This window comes from Bradyrhizobium sp. USDA 4341, from assembly GCF_054063755.1.
Window position 1 is genome coordinate 2,357,318 of the sequence record NZ_JBSSGO010000002.1, and the last position, 17,494, is coordinate 2,374,811.

The 17,494-nt window shown below is 66.3% G+C and carries 13 protein-coding genes and 1 pseudogene; 4 read left to right on the forward strand and 10 right to left on the reverse strand.

Features of this window, described 5'->3' with window-relative positions:
• Nucleotides 1-13 precede the first annotated feature (13 nt).
• Nucleotides 14-691: a methyltransferase domain-containing protein gene (locus ACVIGB_RS17255; RefSeq protein ID WP_456721721.1), complete on the forward strand. Its 678-nt coding sequence runs from the start codon at nucleotides 14-16 to the stop codon at nucleotides 689-691.
• Here the strand turns inward: ACVIGB_RS17255 and ACVIGB_RS17260 are convergent.
• The 9 genes and pseudogenes from ACVIGB_RS17260 to ACVIGB_RS17300 all read right to left on the reverse strand — a co-directional run bounded on the left by ACVIGB_RS17260 (nucleotide 606) and on the right by ACVIGB_RS17300 (nucleotide 12,534).
• Nucleotides 606-3,566: an ATP-binding protein gene (locus ACVIGB_RS17260; RefSeq protein WP_456725152.1), complete on the reverse strand. Its 2,961-nt coding sequence runs from the start codon at nucleotides 3,564-3,566 to the stop codon at nucleotides 606-608. The genes ACVIGB_RS17255 and ACVIGB_RS17260 overlap by 86 nt on opposite strands.
• A gap of 36 nt (nucleotides 3,567-3,602) precedes the next feature.
• Nucleotides 3,603-3,743 (reverse strand): annotated as a pseudogene (locus ACVIGB_RS17265) (double zinc ribbon domain-containing protein); the annotation flags it as partial.
• A 135-nt stretch (nucleotides 3,744-3,878) separates the two neighbouring features.
• On the reverse strand, nucleotides 3,879-4,625 hold the full coding sequence (locus tag ACVIGB_RS17270; protein ID WP_456721720.1) for an ABC transporter ATP-binding protein: 747 nt from the start codon (nucleotides 4,623-4,625) through the stop codon (nucleotides 3,879-3,881).
• Nucleotides 4,606-6,405 carry a branched-chain amino acid ABC transporter ATP-binding protein/permease gene (locus ACVIGB_RS17275; protein WP_456721719.1) on the reverse strand — a complete coding sequence of 600 codons (1,800 nt, stop codon included), beginning with the start codon at nucleotides 6,403-6,405 and terminating at the stop codon, nucleotides 4,606-4,608. Before ACVIGB_RS17275 ends, ACVIGB_RS17270 begins: the two co-directional genes overlap by 20 nt.
• A complete protein-coding gene (locus ACVIGB_RS17280; protein ID WP_166304948.1) occupies nucleotides 6,405-7,262 on the reverse strand; it encodes a branched-chain amino acid ABC transporter permease in 858 nt (285 codons plus the stop codon). The genes ACVIGB_RS17275 and ACVIGB_RS17280 overlap by 1 nt, the downstream gene beginning before the upstream one ends.
• Nucleotides 7,263-7,281: 19 nt before the next feature.
• Nucleotides 7,282-8,478 carry an ABC transporter substrate-binding protein gene (locus ACVIGB_RS17285; RefSeq protein ID WP_456721718.1) on the reverse strand — a complete coding sequence of 399 codons (1,197 nt, stop codon included), beginning with the start codon at nucleotides 8,476-8,478 and terminating at the stop codon, nucleotides 7,282-7,284.
• A gap of 162 nt (nucleotides 8,479-8,640) precedes the next feature.
• Nucleotides 8,641-9,624: an NAD(P)-dependent oxidoreductase gene (locus ACVIGB_RS17290; protein WP_456721717.1), complete on the reverse strand. Its 984-nt coding sequence runs from the start codon at nucleotides 9,622-9,624 to the stop codon at nucleotides 8,641-8,643.
• 12 nt (nucleotides 9,625-9,636) lie between these two features.
• The gene (locus ACVIGB_RS17295; protein ID WP_456721716.1) at nucleotides 9,637-11,493 is read right to left on the reverse strand and encodes a TRAP transporter large permease; all 1,857 of its coding nucleotides are present in this window, start codon (nucleotides 11,491-11,493) and stop codon (nucleotides 9,637-9,639) included.
• 9 nt (nucleotides 11,494-11,502) lie between these two features.
• Nucleotides 11,503-12,534, reverse strand: coding sequence for a TRAP transporter substrate-binding protein (locus tag ACVIGB_RS17300; protein WP_456721715.1), 1,032 nt, complete (start codon nucleotides 12,532-12,534; stop codon nucleotides 11,503-11,505).
• Nucleotides 12,535-12,715: 181 nt separating this feature from the next.
• Between ACVIGB_RS17300 and ACVIGB_RS17305 the strand changes: the two genes are divergently transcribed.
• The gene (locus ACVIGB_RS17305; protein WP_456721714.1) at nucleotides 12,716-13,462 is read left to right on the forward strand and encodes a FadR/GntR family transcriptional regulator; all 747 of its coding nucleotides are present in this window, start codon (nucleotides 12,716-12,718) and stop codon (nucleotides 13,460-13,462) included.
• A 375-nt stretch (nucleotides 13,463-13,837) separates the two neighbouring features.
• Here ACVIGB_RS17305 and ACVIGB_RS17310 read toward each other — a convergent pair whose 3' ends face one another.
• Nucleotides 13,838-15,883: an adenylate/guanylate cyclase domain-containing protein gene (locus tag ACVIGB_RS17310; RefSeq protein WP_456721713.1), complete on the reverse strand. Its 2,046-nt coding sequence runs from the start codon at nucleotides 15,881-15,883 to the stop codon at nucleotides 13,838-13,840.
• Nucleotides 15,884-16,072: 189 nt separating this feature from the next.
• Here ACVIGB_RS17310 and ACVIGB_RS17315 point away from each other — a divergent pair, with 189 nt between their 5' ends.
• Together ACVIGB_RS17315 and ACVIGB_RS17320 are read left to right on the forward strand one after the other, a co-directional pair.
• Nucleotides 16,073-16,804 carry a cytochrome c biogenesis CcdA family protein gene (locus ACVIGB_RS17315; RefSeq protein ID WP_456721712.1) on the forward strand — a complete coding sequence of 244 codons (732 nt, stop codon included), beginning with the start codon at nucleotides 16,073-16,075 and terminating at the stop codon, nucleotides 16,802-16,804.
• A gap of 135 nt (nucleotides 16,805-16,939) precedes the next feature.
• Entirely contained in the window at nucleotides 16,940-17,404 is a 465-nt protein-coding gene (locus tag ACVIGB_RS17320; protein ID WP_456721711.1) for a DoxX family protein, read from the forward strand.
• Nucleotides 17,405-17,494 lie beyond the last annotated feature (90 nt).

Consider the following 17,494-nt stretch of genomic DNA (forward strand, 5'->3'; position numbering starts at 1 on the left):
CGACGCCGGCGCGATGCGCGCACTGCAGGCCAAGGTTCGCGAATACTATTCGGGAACGCTGCAACGCCACGGCCCGACCCCGCTCGGGGTCGATTGGCCGAACGTGGTCTCGCAATACCTGCGCTTCGTGCAGCTGCTGAAGCTTTGCCGCTTCGGGCAACCGTTCAGCCTGAACGATTTCGGCTGCGGCTACGGCGCGCTGCTGGAGTTCCTGGCGATGCGCCACGGCGATGCCGCCGTGACCTATCGCGGCATCGACATCTCGCCGGCCATGATCGCGGCTGCCCGTGCCCGCTGGGCCGCCAACAAGCTGGCCGTGTTCGCCGAGGGTTCGCAGTGCGGCGCACTCGCCGACTACTCGCTCGCGAGCGGGACCTTGAACGTCCGGCTCGGTCATCCCATCGCGGAATGGGAAGCTTATGTCGAGGCGATCCTCACCGATCTCGACGCCAGCAGCCGGATCGGATTCGCCATCAATTTCATGCTGCCTCGCGATGAAGCGCCGGCCGAGGCGGGACTGTATCGCACCGTACCGGAGCGCTGGACGCCATTTTGCGAGCGGTTCGGCCGCGTCGAATTGATCACCGGCTACGGACTTCGGGAATTCACGCTTCTTGTCCGCAAGACGCTGCCGGTAACTGCGCGACCGGGAACAGGCTCTCGTAAGGCCGCGCGCCGGTCGTCTCGATGAGATGCCGGGCGCGTGCGAGCAGCTCGCTCAGCTGATACTGCGGATAGCGCAACTGATCCGCGTTGACCACCTGCGCCAGCACCAGCGTCGAGCGGCATTCGGCGAGCCGCGCCCGCCGCTCCCGCGCGACCGCGATCCCCTGTTCAGCGGCGCCAAAGGCAACGGCGAAGCTGTTACTCTTCAGATGAATTTCGGCACGGAATGCCAGCATGTCGCTTTCATATTCGAGGCCGGCGAAAGCCTCGCGCGCCAGCCGGATCGCCGATTCGAGCTTCTGGATCGCCGCGACGTGGTCCCCCGCCAGCGACAGCGCCAGTCCGCGGCAGACGCTCGCATATACCGCAACGTAGGGCGTGTTGTTTCTGCTGGCGATCTCGTCGATACGCAGGCTGTGAAGATCAGCCAGCTTTTCATCCTGCGTCAGCCAGGCCAGTTCGACTCCGGCATGATGCGGAATGAACAGGACCGCCGGATCGGGATGGCCGCTCTCGTTGGCGACCAGCTTGGCGATATTCTCCCGCGCAAGATCGAAACTTCCCGTGCGCACCAGCAGCCGCGCATACAGGCTCTCGACCCACCGTTCCACATTGAAGCCGAGCTGCGCTTGGTGGGACTTCTCGATGCGCGCAACCTGCTTGAGCGCGGTCTCGCCGGCCGCGAGCGCTTCCCGAAGCTTGCCGGCATAGCCGTAGGCCTGACACAGGAACACGTGCAAGATGGTTTCGATGCTCGGGTCCTCGCAGACCTCGATCGCATGCAGCACTTGCACTACGTATTCGTCCGCCGAGCCGGTGCAGGCCATGACCCGGCCATAGCCGGCCAGGATCAGCATTTCCGAAACAGAGTCCTTCAGTTGCCGCGCCATATCCAGCGCCTCGATGTGGAACGGCGCAGCTTCCTCCGCGCTCATTCCCTCGCGCCAGCCGAGGCTCACGATCTGTCCCGACGCGTGCATGCGCAGCCGGTCGGTCTCGGGCGCATGAGGCAGCGATTGCAGCAGCAGCCGGACCTTCACCCATGCCTTCATCGCCAGGCGCGAATTGGTGGTCCCGATCCAGGCCGCCGCGCGTGCGGTGTAGGCGGCCGCCGGCCCATAATCCTTGGCCGCCTCGAAATGATGGGCGATCGGGTCGGCGTATTCGCTCAGCTGGTTGTGGTGGAAGCGCTCGAGCGCCCTGGCGACCGCGGCATGCAGCTCGACGCGGCGGGTGCGCAGTTGCATGGCGTAGGCAACCTCCTGGATCAGCGGATGACGGAAGGCGAAGCGTTCCTGTTCGGTCTCGCCGGGCACATTCTCGATCAGCTCAACTTCCAGCAAGCGGCGAAGGATGTCGGACAGGTTGGGCGCATGGGCCCGCGTGACCTCGGTGAGCACCGGCAGCGGAAATTCCCGGCCGATCGTCGCGCCCACCTGCAAGACCTCCTTATCTGCCGGCGCGAGCCGGTCGATGCGCGCACCGATCACGGCTTGAACCGTAGCCGGCAGGGTCTCGGTCGGCACTTGCCCGGATGCTTCGTAGTGCCCCGGCCGGCCTTCGAGTTCTCCGCTATCGACCAGTGAGCGGATGAGCTCCTCGGCAAAGAACGGATTGCCGCCGCTCCGCTCGACGATGCGGTCGCGTATCGCGACGGTCGACAGGTGATCGCCGACCAGATCGCGCGTCAGGGCGGACACGTCCTCATCGCGGAGTTCGTCGAGCCGCAGCTCTCGAAACCCGGGGCCATCGGCCCAGGGTGCCTGATAAGTCGGCCGATAGGTCAGGATGATCAGGGCACGGCTGATATGCGCGACATTCACCAGCGCCGAGACGAACTCCATGCTCGCTTCGTCCAGCCAGTGAATGTCCTCGATGATGATCACCGACGGCGTGCGGGTGCCGTCGCGCACGAGACTTGCGACCAGATTGACGAGCCGCGCGTGCCTCACCTTCGGGTCCATCGCAGGCGCCGGCGCTTGCGCGTCCCGAATGCCGAGGAAATCGGCGAGCAACGCGACGTCGTCCATCAGATGAGGGACCGAGGACTCGATCCGTGCCGCGATCTTGGCGCGTGCCGTTTCCGCATCGTCGGTGGAAGCGATCCGGAAGAAGTTGCGGAAGAATTCCAGCAGCGGCTGCAACGGACCGGAGTGATCGTAGGGCGATGCCCGCGCCTCCTGCACCGGCACCAGACGCTCCTTGACGGTCCGGGCAAATTCGAAGCACAGGCGGCTCTTGCCAAGGCCGGGCGGTGCCGAGATGCCGATCGCCTTGCCCTCGCCCTGTTCGGCCCCGGCGAAGGCGTCGTGCAGGACGGCAAGCTCGGCATCGCGGCCGCGATAGACGCCGACGACGGCATCGCGGAAGGGCGCGCGTGCTGGCTTCATTCCGACCAGCCGGTAGACGGCGACCGGCCGCGGAAACCCCTTGACGTCCTGGTGGCCCAGCGCGCGCCCATCGCAGGACGCCTGCACGAGCTTGAACGTCGACTCCGTGACGCAGATGTCGCCCGGTTGCGCCATGTGTTCGAGGCGACTTGCAAGGTGCACAGCGGCGCCATAGACGCCCTGCTCTTTCGTGAACTTGTCCGGCACGCCGGCGACGATCTCGCCGGAGTGGATGCCGACCCGCAGCACGATGCCATTGTCGCGCGACGACTGGACCATGGCGAGCGCGGCCTGGCAGGCGCGCAACGCATGATCCTCCTGGGCGTGGGGGATGCCGAAGATCACCATCAGCCCATCGCCCATGCTGCGCATGATCGTGCCGTGATATTGCTGGACCGCACGGCCCATGCGCTCCAGCGCGGGCGGCAGGCGGGCCAGCGCGAGTTCGGGGTCATTGTCGCCGATGAGCTCGGTCGAGCCGACGATATCGGCGAACATCACGGTGACCACCTTGCGCTCGCCAACCGGCTGGGCCTGGTCCAGACGTTCGCCGCAGGCGCCGCAAAAGCGCGCGGTCTCGAGATTCGGATGCTGACAATTCGGACAGACGGAAGAGAAGCTCAGCCCACACGACCGGCAGACACCGTCCTCTGCCAAGGTCTCGGATTGACAGGCCGGGCACAGCATGAACACCACCTTCCCGATACACTGTCCGCTTGCGGATTCCGGTGCACTCTAACAAGGCCAGCCTCACCGGGCAATCAAGCCAGAAACGGCGCCACGCGCCAAGCCCGAGTTTTGAGCGCGCGGGGAAAGGCGGCCTCAGGCCCCCAGCGCATGGCTTTCATGGCCGAAATAAGCGCGCTCCAGCCGGTGCGCGAGGTCGCTCTCGCCGGTCACAGCCTCCAGCGCGATCGTCCCCTGCACCAGCGCGTAGACCCGATCGGCACAGGCGAGCGCCTTCTCCAGCAGCTGTTCGACCAGCAGCACGGAGGTGCCCTGCCCGCGCAGCCGGCCGATGACGTTGAGGACGCGATCGACCAGCACCGGCGACAGTCCGGCGGAGGGCTCGTCGAGCATCAACAGCCGCGGCCGGCGGACCAGGCCCTGCGCCACCGTCAGCATCTGCTGCTGCCCGCCCGACAGCGCGCCGCCGCGTTCGTGCCGCTTCTCGGCGATCTCGGGGAAGAATGACAGCGCCTCCTCGATGCGCACGGCGCGTTCCGAGCGCGGCAGGTCGTAGCCGGCGAGCAGCAGATTGTCGGTCACGGAGATCTGCGTGAACACGCGATGTCCCTCGATCACATGCACGAGGCCGGCACGCGCGGCATCGCGCGGCGTGGCGTTGGTCATGTTGCGCCCAGCGAACCGCACTTGCCCGGCATTGACGGGCAACAAACCCGACATCGCGCGCAGCAGCGTGGTCTTGCCGGCGCCGTTCGGACCGAGCAATGCGACGACCTCGCCAGCGGAAATCGTCATGTCGATGCCGTGCAGCACGCGGATCTTGCCGTAGCCGGACACCAGCCCGCTCACGTTGAGCAGAGGTTCAGCCGCCGAGGTAAGCACTGACGACCTCCTTGTGAACGCGGATCTCCGCCGGCGTTCCCGCCGCCAGCGTGCGGCCGAGATTGAGCACGGTGACCTGGTGACAGATATCGAAGATCAGGTCGGCATGATGCTCGACCAGCAGCACACCGGTGCCGCGGCCGCACACCGCCTTGATCAGCGTAGCGAGCCGCTCGATCTCGTCATTGGAGAGGCCTGCCGCGGGCTCGTCGAGCAACAGGAAGTCCGGATCGAGCATCAGCGCGCGTGCGATCTCGATGAAGCGCAGCTCGCTGTGCTGCAGGCGGTCGGCGCGCACATCGGCGAGCGCCTCGAGGCCGACGACGCCGAGCAGCGCCCGCGCCTTGGCGGCGAGCATGCGCTCGTCCGCGCCATTGCGCGGCAGCGCGAGCATCGCCTCGACGAAATTCGCCCTGCCCTCGATCGAGCCGCCGATCATGACGTTCTCCAGCACCGAGGCTTCGCCGATCACGCGCGGGGTCTGGAAGGTGCGCGCGATGCCGCTGGCCGCGCGCTTGACCGGCGCGCCCGCGGGCAGGACCTCATCGCCGAGCGTCATGGTGCCGGCCTTCGCAGCGTAGTAGCCCGAGATCACGTTCAGCGTGGTGGTCTTGCCGCTACCGTTCGGACCGATCAGGCCGTGGATCTGGCCGGGCGCGACATCGAGATCGAGACCGTCGATCGCCTTCACATTGCCGAAGCTCAGCGCGATGCCGCGCAGCTGCAGCGGCTTGCCGCCGTCGCGCCGGCGCACGATCTCGGCGAGCGCGGCCGGGCGCGGCACGATGGCGCGGTTGCTGGCGAGCGGACGGCGGTTGCGGAAATCGAGCAGCGCCGCGATGCCGCCGGGCATCACCAGCACGATCAGCAGCAGCAGCACCGCGTAGAGGAAGGTCGACCACGCCGCGAGCGGCGCCGCGATCTCCGGCAGGATGGTCAGGATGATGGTGCCGAGCATCGGCCCGAGGATCGAGCCGCGGCCGCCGATCAGGATCGCGATGAAGAACAGCACCGAGAGATCGAAGGTGAACGCGTCGGGCGTGATGTAGGTCTGCAGGGTCGCGAACAATCCGCCGGCGATCGCCGCCAGCGCCCCGGCGAACAGGAAGATCGCAATCAGCATGTTCGGCTTGGAGATGCCGCTGGCTTCGGCGGCGACCTCGGCGTCGCGCACCGCGATCAAGGCACGGCCGAACCGGCTGCGCGCGACATTGGCGCTCATCCAGGTGGTGAACGCGGCGAACGCGATGCAGAGGCCGTAAAAGCCCCAGGGCGTGTTGAACGGCGCCGGGAATTCCGGACCGGCAATGCCGATGCCGCCGCCGGTCACGCTCTGCCAGGCCAGCGCGATCTGGGTCACGATGGTCGCAAAGCCCAAGGTCGACATCGCGAAATAGAAGGTGCGCAGGCGCAAGGCCGGCAGGCCGACGATCACGCCGAAGATCGCGCCGATCAGGCCCGCGATCGGCAAGGCGGCAAACACCGGAATCGCCGGCATCACGTTGCCGGCGACCAGCACGCTGGTCGTGTAGGCGCCGAGCGTCAGCAGCGCTACATAGCCGATCGCGAGATGCCCCGCGAAGCCGACGACGAGATTGAGGCCCGACACCAGCACCCAGTAGATCGCGGCGCGGGTGCCGATCAGCACCCAATAGTCGTTGCTGACGAAGGGCAGCAGCACCGCTGCGACCAAGATACCGATGAACGGCAGGATGTGCGGCAGCGCGGTGCGCCATGCGCCGCTGTCGGTTCGGGGCGGCGTGGCTGCGACCGACGTCATCACACTCTCCGCGCGGTCGAGGCGCCGAACAAGCCTTGCGGCGCTGCGAGCAGCACCACGATGAACAGCGTGAACACCGCGACCGAGGAGAAGATGCCGCCGACCAGGAAGTTCGCCGCCTGCTGGAACAGGCCGAGCGCCAGCCCGCCGATGATCGCGCCTCGGTTGTTGCCGAGCCCGCCGAGCGCCACCGGCACGAAGCCGTAGAAGTTGAGCAGCGCGCCATTGGCGAAGAAGGCGAGCAGCAGCTGCCCACCGGAGAATCCGGCGATGCCGCCCACCACGCCGGCGAGCGCGTAGCTCGCGACGCGCAGATTGCGCTCCGGCAGGCCGAGCGCCCGCGCCGCGAAATTGTCCTCCGCGATGGCGAGGAACGCGCGGCCGACCAGCGTGCGGCGGTAGAGATATTCAAGGCCGATGATGGTGACGGCGCAGGCGGCGACCGGCAGCCAGAATTTCTCGTCCCAAACGCCCTCGCCGAATCCTGCGATGCGCGGGAACGGCTGCGGCTCGGTGCCCCATTTGATCGCCGTGACCTGCTGGATCATCAGCGCGACCGCCAGGGTCGACAGCACGTAGAGATGCTGGTCGAGGCTCTTGAGCACCGGCCGCACCGCGACGAATTCGGTGATGATCCCGATCACCGCGCAGCAGAGCAGCGTCAGCACGAAGCCGACAGCGATCGGCAGGCCGAGCTTCAGCGTGAACATCGAGCCGAACACGCCGCCCAGCATCGCGAGCTGGCCAGCGGTGAAGCTCATCACCCGCGAGGTCGAGAACATCGTGTTGTAGGTGACGCCGACCAGCGCGTAGATCGCGCCCGCCGCGAGACCGGATGCAAGGATCGAGGCCAGCATCGGCTGCGCCCTCGCCCTGCTATGTGTATCCCGGCGCCAGCGCGAAGGTGCCGTCCTTGGCGGTCGAGGCTTCCGACATCACGATCTCTTCGGTCAAATAGCCGTTATGCTGGGTCGGCGAGAAGCGGTAATTGCCGAAATAGCCGGGATAGGTCGACAGCGAATTCCAGTAGTTGACGATGCCGGCGCTGTCGGTCGAGCCGCTTTCCGCGACCGCCTTGGCGATCAGCTCGATGCAATCGATGCCGCCCGCGATCCACCACAACAGCGTGTCGTTCAGCGCGATGTTGGCCTTGGTCAGCCGCGCGACCAGATCGGCGCTCTTCGGCGGCAGCTTGCCGGCGCTGTCATAGCTGCAGCTCTTGTAGCCGATCGCATAGACCTTCTTCCAGTTTTCGGGCTTGGCGACCAGGCTCGCGAGCTCGCCCGAGGCCAGCGAGGGGTGGCCTACGAAGGGAACATCCCAGTTCATCGCGGCGCGGGTGTTGAACATGCGCGCCTCCATGCCGGTCGAGACGCTCCACACCACAATCGCCTCGGCACCGGCATTCTTGGCGCGCAGCATGTCCGGCGTCATGTCGGGTTGCGTTGCGTCGATATTGGCCTGATAGACCACTTCGGCGCCGTCCTTCTTGAACGCCGCGACGGAGGCGCCGACCGCGGTAACGCCATAGCCGGTAGTGTCGCCGATCACGGCGACCTTCTTCACCTTGAGGATCTTGAGGCAATAATTGCGCACGGCGTCATCCCATTGATTGTTCGACGGCGCGATGCGGAATGCATTGGGGAACTTGACCGGATCGATCAGGGTCTCGACGACGCAGGGGTGCAAGTCCGGCATCTTGGCGCGCGCCATGATCGGCGTCGTCGCCAGCGCCTCGCCCGAATTCAGCGGCCCCCAGATCGCGTGCACCTTGGCCTGGCTGATCAGTTCCTGCGTGGCGTTCACCGCCTTGGTCGGATCGCCCTGGGTGTCGCGCATGACGAGCTCGATCTTGCGGCCCTTCACCCCGCCCGCGCCGTTGATGGCATCGACCGCGAAGTTGATGCCGCGGTTGAACCCGACGGTCGGCGCCGAGCTCGGCCCGGTGATCGCCGCGAGACAGCCGATCTTGATCGGTTCCGATTGTGCGATGGCAGGAGCCGGGAAGGAGAACGATGCGGCGCCGAGTGCACCGGCACTGCCCAATAAAACGTCACGGCGTGAAATGGCCATGTGATGCACTCCCTGTTTCCCTCGCGGCGCCCGTCGTTTGTTGCGGGACGTCCGTTGATTGATTATCCGCACGCTCTGGGCCGCGGTTTGACGGGCTCAAGTTTGGGCCGGATGCGAAGGTGTTGTCCAGTCCCGCGGACGGCATTGGGATCAGCCGAACTTTCATGGCCCCGGCCGCCGCGTCCAGTGCTCGGCATTGACGGCGCCGACAGGTATCTCGCCGGCGACGATCTTCGCGACCTGACGCACGGTCTCCGACGATTGATGCTCGATGGCTTGCGGCGTCAGGCCGCCGACATGCGGGGTTGCGATTACATTGCCGAGCTTCGCGAGCTCCGGCGCCGGCATCTGGTCGGGCGCGCGGCCGACATCCATCGCGGCGCCGGCGATGCGGCCCTCGCGCAACGCGGCCGCCAGCGCCGTCTCATCGACCAGGTTGCCGCGCGACAGATTGATGAAGTAGGCGTGCGTCTGCATCCGCGACAGCGCGGCCTGCCCGATCAGGTTCTCGGTCTCCGCATTGGCGATCGCGAGGCAGACGACGTAATCGGCGCGCGCCAGGAGTTCGTCGAGCGGCAGATGCGCGATCGCCGCATCATCCGGCGTCACGAAGGGATCGGCGACCAGCACCTTCATGCCGAGGACCTTGGCGATCCCGGCAAGATAGCGCCCGATGCTGCCATAGCCGATGATGCCGATCGTGCTGCCCGCGAGCTGGCGGCCCATCACGACCTCGGTCGCCCTGCCCGCGTGATAGTCAGCAGTGGCACGCGAGACGCCGCGCGACAGATCGACCATGAAGCCGAGCGCGAGCTCGGCGACCGACTGCACAAAGCCCGCGCTCGCCTGCGTCACCAGCACACCGGCAGCGGATGCTGCCGCGACATCGATATTGCGGATATCGACCGCACAGCGCACGAAGGCGCGCAGTTTTGGCAGCAGCGGAAAAATCTCCCCTGGCCCCTGGGTCATGCGATCGGCGACGATAATGTCGACATCGGCCGCGGCCGCGACCAGTGCCGCCGCGTCGAGCGCCTCGTCACCCTCATGCAGCGTGACGTCGGCGACCGCGCGCAGACCGTTCAGGCTGCGCCCGCCATAATAGTCGCGGCGCATCTGCGGAGTATGGGCGAGCAGCACCTTCACGTTTTTATCCCCCTAGTAGCCGAGCGCATGCGGCAAGGCCGTGCTGATGGCGGGTACGAAGGCGATCACCAGCAGGCACAGCAACAGCAGGCCGAGATAGACTGAGATCGGCTTGATGGTCTGCTCGATCGGCACATTGCCGATCAGGCAGGCGCCGTAGAGGCCAAGACCAAGTGGTGGCGCAAAGAGCCCGAGCCCCATCGCGATGACAAGCACGACGCCGAAATGCAGGGGATCGATGCCGAGCTTGACCGCAACCGGCAGCAGCAGCGGGCCGAAGATGATCAGCGCCGCGGCGCCCTCCAGCACCGAGCCCATCACCACCAGGGCCAGGATCGATAGCAGCATGAACAGCCAGACGCCGTGGCTGCCCGAGATCGCCAGCATGAGGTCGCCGACCGCGTGCGGCACCTGCTGCAGCGTCAGGATGAAGGCGAGCGACTGCGCCGCCGCAACGATGAACAGCACCAGCCCCGAGCGAACAGCCGATTGCACGAAGCAATGCGCGAGGCTCTTCGCGCCGAGCTCGCGGAACAAGAGGCTGCCGACGGCGATGGCGTAGACAGCGGCAAAGGCCGAGATCTCCGTTGCCGTGGCAAAGCCGCTCTTGAAGCCGAAGAAGATCATGAAGATCAGCCCGAACGAGGCGATCGCGCCGGTCCATAGCCCCGAGACTGCGGCGCGCGGCTCGGCTTCGTCAGTCGCGGCGGGACGCTTCCCGAAGATAATCGACACCGCGATCAACGCCAGCGCCATCAGCGCGGCCGGCAGCATGCCGGCAACGAACAGTCCGCCGATCGACAGATTGGCGACGAAGCCGAGAATGATGAGGTTGATGCAGGGCGGAATGGTCTCCGCCATGACAGCGGAGGCGGCGAGCAGCGCCACCGCGCCGCCCGGATTCTGCCGCGAGCGGCGCGCTGCCGGGATCAGCACCGAGCCGACGGCGGCGACGTCGGCCATCTTGGAGCCGGAGATGCCGGAGAACAGCACCATCGACATCACCATCACGACGTTGAGGCCGCCGCGCATCCGCCCGACCGCGCGCTGCAACAGCTCGATCAGGCGGACCGACATGCCGTTGGCCTCCATCAGATAGCCGACCAGGATGAAGAACGGGATCGCCAGCAGCACGAAATTGTCGATGCCGCGCGCCATCTGCTGGGCGAAGATCACGCCGGGCAGCGTGCCCTCCACCCAGATGAAGATCAGCGCCGCCAACGCCAGCGCAAAGCCGATTGGCAATCCGCCGAACAGCGTCAGGAAGAAGCCGATCAGCATCAACGCCTGCGACGACGGCACCGACGACGGTGCAAGCGCGTCCCAGGCCAGGTAAAGACCTGCGATGACGGTTGTCGCGACGATGCCTGCCGCCATGTCGCGCAGCGGCCGGCCGCAGAACGTCTCGAACGCGAAGATCGTCATGAACGCCGCACCGACGCCCATCGGGTAGAACGTCCATTCCAGCGGCAGGCCGGAGCCCGAGGTCTGGCCGGTGGTCAGCCAGCCCATCTTGACGGCGTTGAACGCGACATAGCCTGCGATGATGGTGACGAGCAGCGCACCGACCGCGTCGACGACGCGGCGCACGCCCGGCGGCAGCATGTCGACGAAGAAGGCGACGCCGAGGTTTTCGTTGCGCGCGAGCGCGCTCGCCGCACCGAAGAAGCTCGACCCCACCATCAGGCCGCGGGCGACGTCGTCGGACCATTCGACCGGCGCATTGAACAGGAAGCGGGCCAGCACCGAGACGCACACCACCACGAGATCGGCGGCGAGCAGGATCGCGGCGATCGCGTCACTGACGGCGAGCAGCGGCGCCGTGATCCGATCGGCGCTGCGTCTCGTCGCGACTGCGGCGACCGACATGCGCCGACCTCAGGCCTGGGTGGCGCGGATCAGATCGACGACGGCCTTCGCCTCGGGCCGCGCCTTGATGAAATTGTCGGTCTGCGGCAGCACGCGCTTGCGGAATGCCTCCTTGTCGCATTCGACGACCGTGACGCCCTTCTCTACCAGGGCCGCCAGCGCCTCCTTCTCAACCGCGAGCCCATGCGCGCGCGTCTCGATCGCGGCCTGCTTCGCCGCGTCGAGGAAGCCTTCGCGCAGCTTGGGGGGCATGCGATTGAAGGTGGTGTCGCTGAAATAGACCGCGAGCGGCGAGAAGATGTGCTGGGTCAGCGCGTAGTGCTTCGCCGTCTCATAGAACTTGCTGGCCAGGATGGTCGGCGGATCGTGCTCGAGGCCGTCGAGCACGCCGGCCTGCAGCGCCGTATAGATCTCGCCGAACGCCAGCGGCGTCGCCGCGGCCCCCATCAGGCGCAGGCATTCGGTGATGATCGGGTTGGGCAGCGTGCGGATCTTCAGGCCGGCGAGATCTTCAGGCGTCTTCACCGGCTTCTTCGCCAGCACGCTGCGGGCGCCGAAATTGTAGGCCCAGGCGATGATGTGGATGCTGCCGCCCTTGAGCAGCGCATCCTCGATCGGCTTCGCCGCGCCGGCGTCGAACGCCTTGGTCTGCTGCTGGTAGCTGGTGAAGAGGTAGCCAAGATCGAAAGTCCCGACCAGCGGCACGAGGTTCGCCGAGATCGACGAGCCCGAGACCATCAGGTCGATCACCCCGAGCTTCACCGAGTTGATGACGTCGATCTCCTGGCCGAGCTGGTTGTCGGGGAAGAAGGTGACCTCGATCTGCTCGCCGAGCCCGTTCGCCTTCAGGCTCTTGACGAGGTTGTCGTAGTAGACGCGGCCGTTGGCATATTTGGGATCGTTCGGGAGCGACGACGAACAGCGCATCTTCATGGTCGCAGCCTGCGCGCGGCCGATGATCACGGGCGCGGCGGCGAGCCACGCCGCAGCAGCGGCCGACGACCGCAACACGATGCGGCGGTTCACATGCTTCGAGATCATGATGATGCTCCTCCCCGGGAACGGATCGCTTTTGTCTTCGCTTTGTCTTGGCGTTCTCGTGACCGCCCGCCGCCCGGCGCGAGCTTGGCAGCGCTTTTGTCATAATGTATGACAAAACACATTCGGTTGTGCAAGAGCACCGCGGCGGCGGTGCAGGCAACCAACCGCAGCGAGGCTTCCGATGTTCCAGACCTCCAACGCGTTGCGCCGGAGCGTGCACAGCCAGGTCGCCGACCGCGTCGGCAGCAGCATCGTGCGCGGCGAGATCGGCGTCGGCGAGACACTGCCGCCGGAAATGCAGATCTGCGAGATGATGGATGTCAGCCGCACCGTGGTGCGCGAGGCGATGCGGACGTTGACCGGCAAGGGGTTGATCGAGTCGCGGCCGAAGAGCGGCACGCGGGTGCGGCCGCCCGAGCAGTGGAATCAGCTCGATCCCGACGTGCTGCGCTGGCACCTCGAGACCGCGGAAATCGATCGCTATCTGGCTAAGCTGTTTCAGCTGCGCTTGGCGGTCGAGCCCGCAGCCGCAGCATTGGCCGCGACCCATGCGGAGGAAGGTGACATCGCCCGTATCCGCGCCGGATGCGACGGCATGGACGCGGCAAGAACCAACGAGGACTTCGTCGCCGCCGACATCATGTTCCATCAGGCGATCTATTTCGCGACCCGCAACGAGTTCTTCTGGCCGATCGCGCAGATGTTCGAGATTACCCTGCGCCAGAGCTTTACGATCGCAGCCCCCGGCTCGCACCGCCCGCGCGCGCTGATCGAGCACCGCGCGGTGCTGGACGCGATTGCCGCGGGCGATGCCGAGGCTGCACGCGAGGCCACGGTGGTGCTGCTGACACATTCCGCCGACGATCTGGTGCGGATTCGGGGGCGGGAGTTCGAGACGGCGGCGAACAAAGGCGCGCGCAAGCGGTGAGCGCACAACTCTCTCCCCATCGTCGTCCTGGCGAAAGCCAGGACCCATACGCCGCGGCGGATGTTGTAGGCGGGACTCGTCGTTCCAGCGGTGCATAACAATCGGCATTCGGGGTAATGGGTCCTGGCTTTCGCCAGGACGACATCGAGTAGGTGGCGCGATCTCGGGCAAGTTCGGTGTCATCACCCGCGCATGCGGGTGATCCAGTATTCCAGAGACGCCTGTGCTTGAGCCGAGGGGCCGCGGCGTACTGGATCGCCCGGTCGAGCCGGGCGATGACAGTTGTGGTGGGGACGCAGCTTCGCATTGAGTTGCCCGTCGGTCTGCTTTGCCGCACCTGACGGACTCTTTGCACACGCCGCTGCGCAGCTCCCGCTATTTCGACCGCGCCACCGTGGTGCCGTCCCAATCCTCATCGGTGGGATTGGCGAGCTGATGCCTGCATCGCGCGATCATCTGCGTCGAGGCCGCATCCGTGCCGCGGAGTTGCAAGGACCTCTCGAACGCCGCGATCGCTGCGGTGAAATCGCCGGCGCGCCAGGCCGCAAGCCCGGCCTCGTAGGACGCGATCCAGTCGCGCGCGATCGCGCCCTCGTCGGCCATTGCGATCAATTCGTAAATTTCGAGCCCGCCGGCGCGGCCGTAGACGGCGAGCCGGTCGAGCTCGCGGACGACGATACGGTCACCGGCGAGACGCCGCGTCTCCGGACCGATGATGATGGTCGATCCATAGACCTTGTTCGTGCCCTCGAGACGGCTTGCGATGTTCACGGCATCGCCGATCACGGTGTAGTTGAGCCGCACCTCCGAGCCGATATTGCCGACCAGCATGTCGCCGGAATTGATGCCGATCCGGATCCTGACCGCCTCTCCCTTGTCGTCGGCGAGGCCGGCCTGCGCGACCGCGTGCTGGCAGGCGAGCGCCGCCCGGCAGCAATCCGCGGCATGATCCGGATTGGCCGCCGGCGCGCCCCAGAACGCCATGACGGCGTCGCCGATGAACTTGTCGATGGTGCCGCTCTCGTGCTGGATCGCCGCGGAGACGATGTCGAAGTAGTGCGACAGCAAGGGGATGATGCGATCGCCGAGCCGTTCCGACATGCCGGTGAAGCCGGCGAGATCGACGAACATCACGCTCATCGGCCGCACCGCGCCGCCGAGCCGCGCGCCATTGCCGTCGCTGACCAGCCGCCGCACCAGATCGGCGGGAATGTATTTGCGGAACGCGGCAAGCCCCTGCGCCATGTCGCCGATCGCTCCCGACAGGTTTTCGATCTCGGCAAGGCGCGACGGATGCCGCTCGACCTTGTCGAGGTCGAAGCGCTCGACATGTCTGATCTCGCCGACCACCTTGATCAGGGGCCCCGCGATCAGGCGCTGCGCCAGCCAGGCCGACAACAGCCCGGCGGCCGCGATCAGCACCGCGAGCCCGATCAGCAGGTTGCGGATCGTCATCCGCACCGGGCCGAGGAATTCGGATTCCGGCACCACCGTCACCAGCGACCAGCCCGGGAACGAGATCGGCGTCAGCACCGCTTGATAGGCCTGTCCGTTGCGATTGACCTGGGACCGGTACGCCTCGCCCTCGCCGGGATCGTAGGCCTTGCCGGCCTGCCTGACTGCTGCGACCGCAACCGGCAGCAGCGGGTGGTCGGTCTTCAGCGCATTCAGCTCGTCGGCGTCAGCATCGGGAGACGCGATCACGCTGGCGTCGCGATCGAGCAGGAAGGCGCCCGCCGACTTGCCGACCGTGAGCTGCGAGAGGAAGTTCGACACCCGGGTCAGCTCGATGATGATGGCGAGCACGCCGGTGCGCTCGCCGTCGACGTCGATCGGCACCGCCAGCATCGCGGCCAGCCGCTCGCCACGGGGCAGCGTCGTCAGCGTCGACCATTGCTGGTCGCGGGCTGCGATCGCATCGCGAAACCAGGGCCGCTCCGTGACCAGGTATTTGCCATCCTCGACAGTGCTGTCCCTGAGCTTGATGTCGATACCGGCATAGTCGTATCGATCGGCCCGCAGCTTGCGGTCGGGCGAGATGGTCAGCATCTCGACGCCGGCGTCGCCGAGCTTGTGGGCGCCAAAAAACGTGCCGTCCGGCCAGCCGAACGCGACCCATGAAATGGTCGGTTGCGATTGCAGCTGCGACAGGAACACGAACTGCCGCTTGCGTACGTCGCGGGCGTCCAGCACCTTCTCGGTCAACAGCGTCCGCACCGCCGTCATCGACGAGCGCGCTTCGGTCGTGATCGACTGCAGTTCGTCGCCGACCGCGGAGACGATCTGGTCGTTGATGGTGTCGGCCAGCGTCTGGCTCACCCGTTGTGCGGTGCGCCACCACAGCAGATGCACGCCGACGGCGCTGACCACGATCGAGGTCAGGACGAGGGCGGAGATGGCACTGCGGATGCCGATGCGCATCGATGAGGTCCGGATCAGCGGTTGCTTTACCGCATTACGGAACATATCCGCGATTGTTTCACCAGCCCGGACGCAACGCAGCCCCCGGACACGGGCCTGTGACCATAGTTGAAGGCCTCAGTGACGAAACTTCTGGATTGTTGGCTGCGTACACGCCAAGACAGGCCAGCTATCTTCGAAGGTTCCTTGATGCACGACGTCACGATCCCGGCCGCCTTGATCGCCGGTCTAGTCAGCTTCCTGTCGCCCTGCGTGCTGCCGCTGGTGCCGCCCTATCTGATCTACCTGACCGGCGCGACCATCGAGCAGGTCAACCAGGACGGCGCCACCGCAGCCTCCAAGCGCGCGGTGATGATCTCGGCGGTCATGTTCGTGCTCGGCTTCTCGACCGTGTTCGTGGCGCTCGGCGCCAGCGCGTCGATCGTCGGCGGGCTGGTGCGCGCCTGGTCGGCCGAGCTCTCGATCCTGGCCGGCATCGTCATCATCATCATGGGCCTGCACTTCCTCGGCATCACCCGAATCGGCCTGTTGATGCGCGAGGGGCGGCTGACCGCGCCCAAGCCGGTCGGGCTGTGGGGCGCCTATGTCATGGGGCTGGCGTTCGCTTTCGGCTGGACGCCCTGCATCGGGCCGATCCTGGCCGCAATCCTCTCGATTGCGGCCGCGGAGGCCACGGTAACCAAAGGCGCCGGCCTGCTCGCGGTGTATTCCGCCGGGCTCGGCATCCCCTTCCTGGTCGCCGCCTTTCTGGTCGAGCAGTTCTCCTCACTGTTCGCGCGGATGAAGCGCCACCTCGACACCGTCGAGCGCGTGATGGGCGTGCTGATGGTGGTCACCGGCATCGGCTTCCTGACCGGCGCGGTGTCGGGTGTCAGCGTCTGGCTGCTGGAAACCTTCCCGGCGCTGCAAAATATCGGATAGGGCCCGTAACAAGCCCGCCATGTCAGGCGAAACTCCCACCATGACGCGGCCGTAGCTTTTGGCTCGTGCCGGTTGACGTGCGTTCGCACCGAGAGCCGGCGCCGGCTGCGTGGCGGAATATTGGGAGGGTTTCGCATGAACTTCATCGTCAACCTGCTGATTCTGCTGCCGGCGCGGATCGCCTCGCATTTTTCCTGGGCCGGGCCGCTGATCATGCGGATCATCGTCGGCTACACCTTCATGCTGGCCGGTTGGGGCAAGCTCACCAACCTCGCCCAGGTCACCGAGAACTTCGTCGGCTGGGGCATTCCGTTCCCGACCATCCTCACCCCCTTCGTGTCCGGCGTCGAATGCTTCGGCGGCGCGATGCTGATCCTCGGCCTGTTCACCCGCATCCCCGCCGCGATGCTCGCGGTGGTGATGATCGTCGCGATCAGGTCGGCGAAATGGGGCGACGTCGACTCGCTGGAGACCTTGCTCGGGTTCGAGGAGGCGACCTACTTCGCCGCCTTCATGTGGCTTGCGATCGCAGGTCCCGGCGCCGCCTCGCTGGACCGCCTGCTGGTCAACGCGGCCGAGGGCCGGAAGGCGCCGACCTGAGAACAACCCGGGAGGCGCGCTCACAATCCCGTGAGCTTGCGAGCCCCGATCCCGGCGGCCCCGTAGCTCAGACGACCCTCGCCCTCGGGA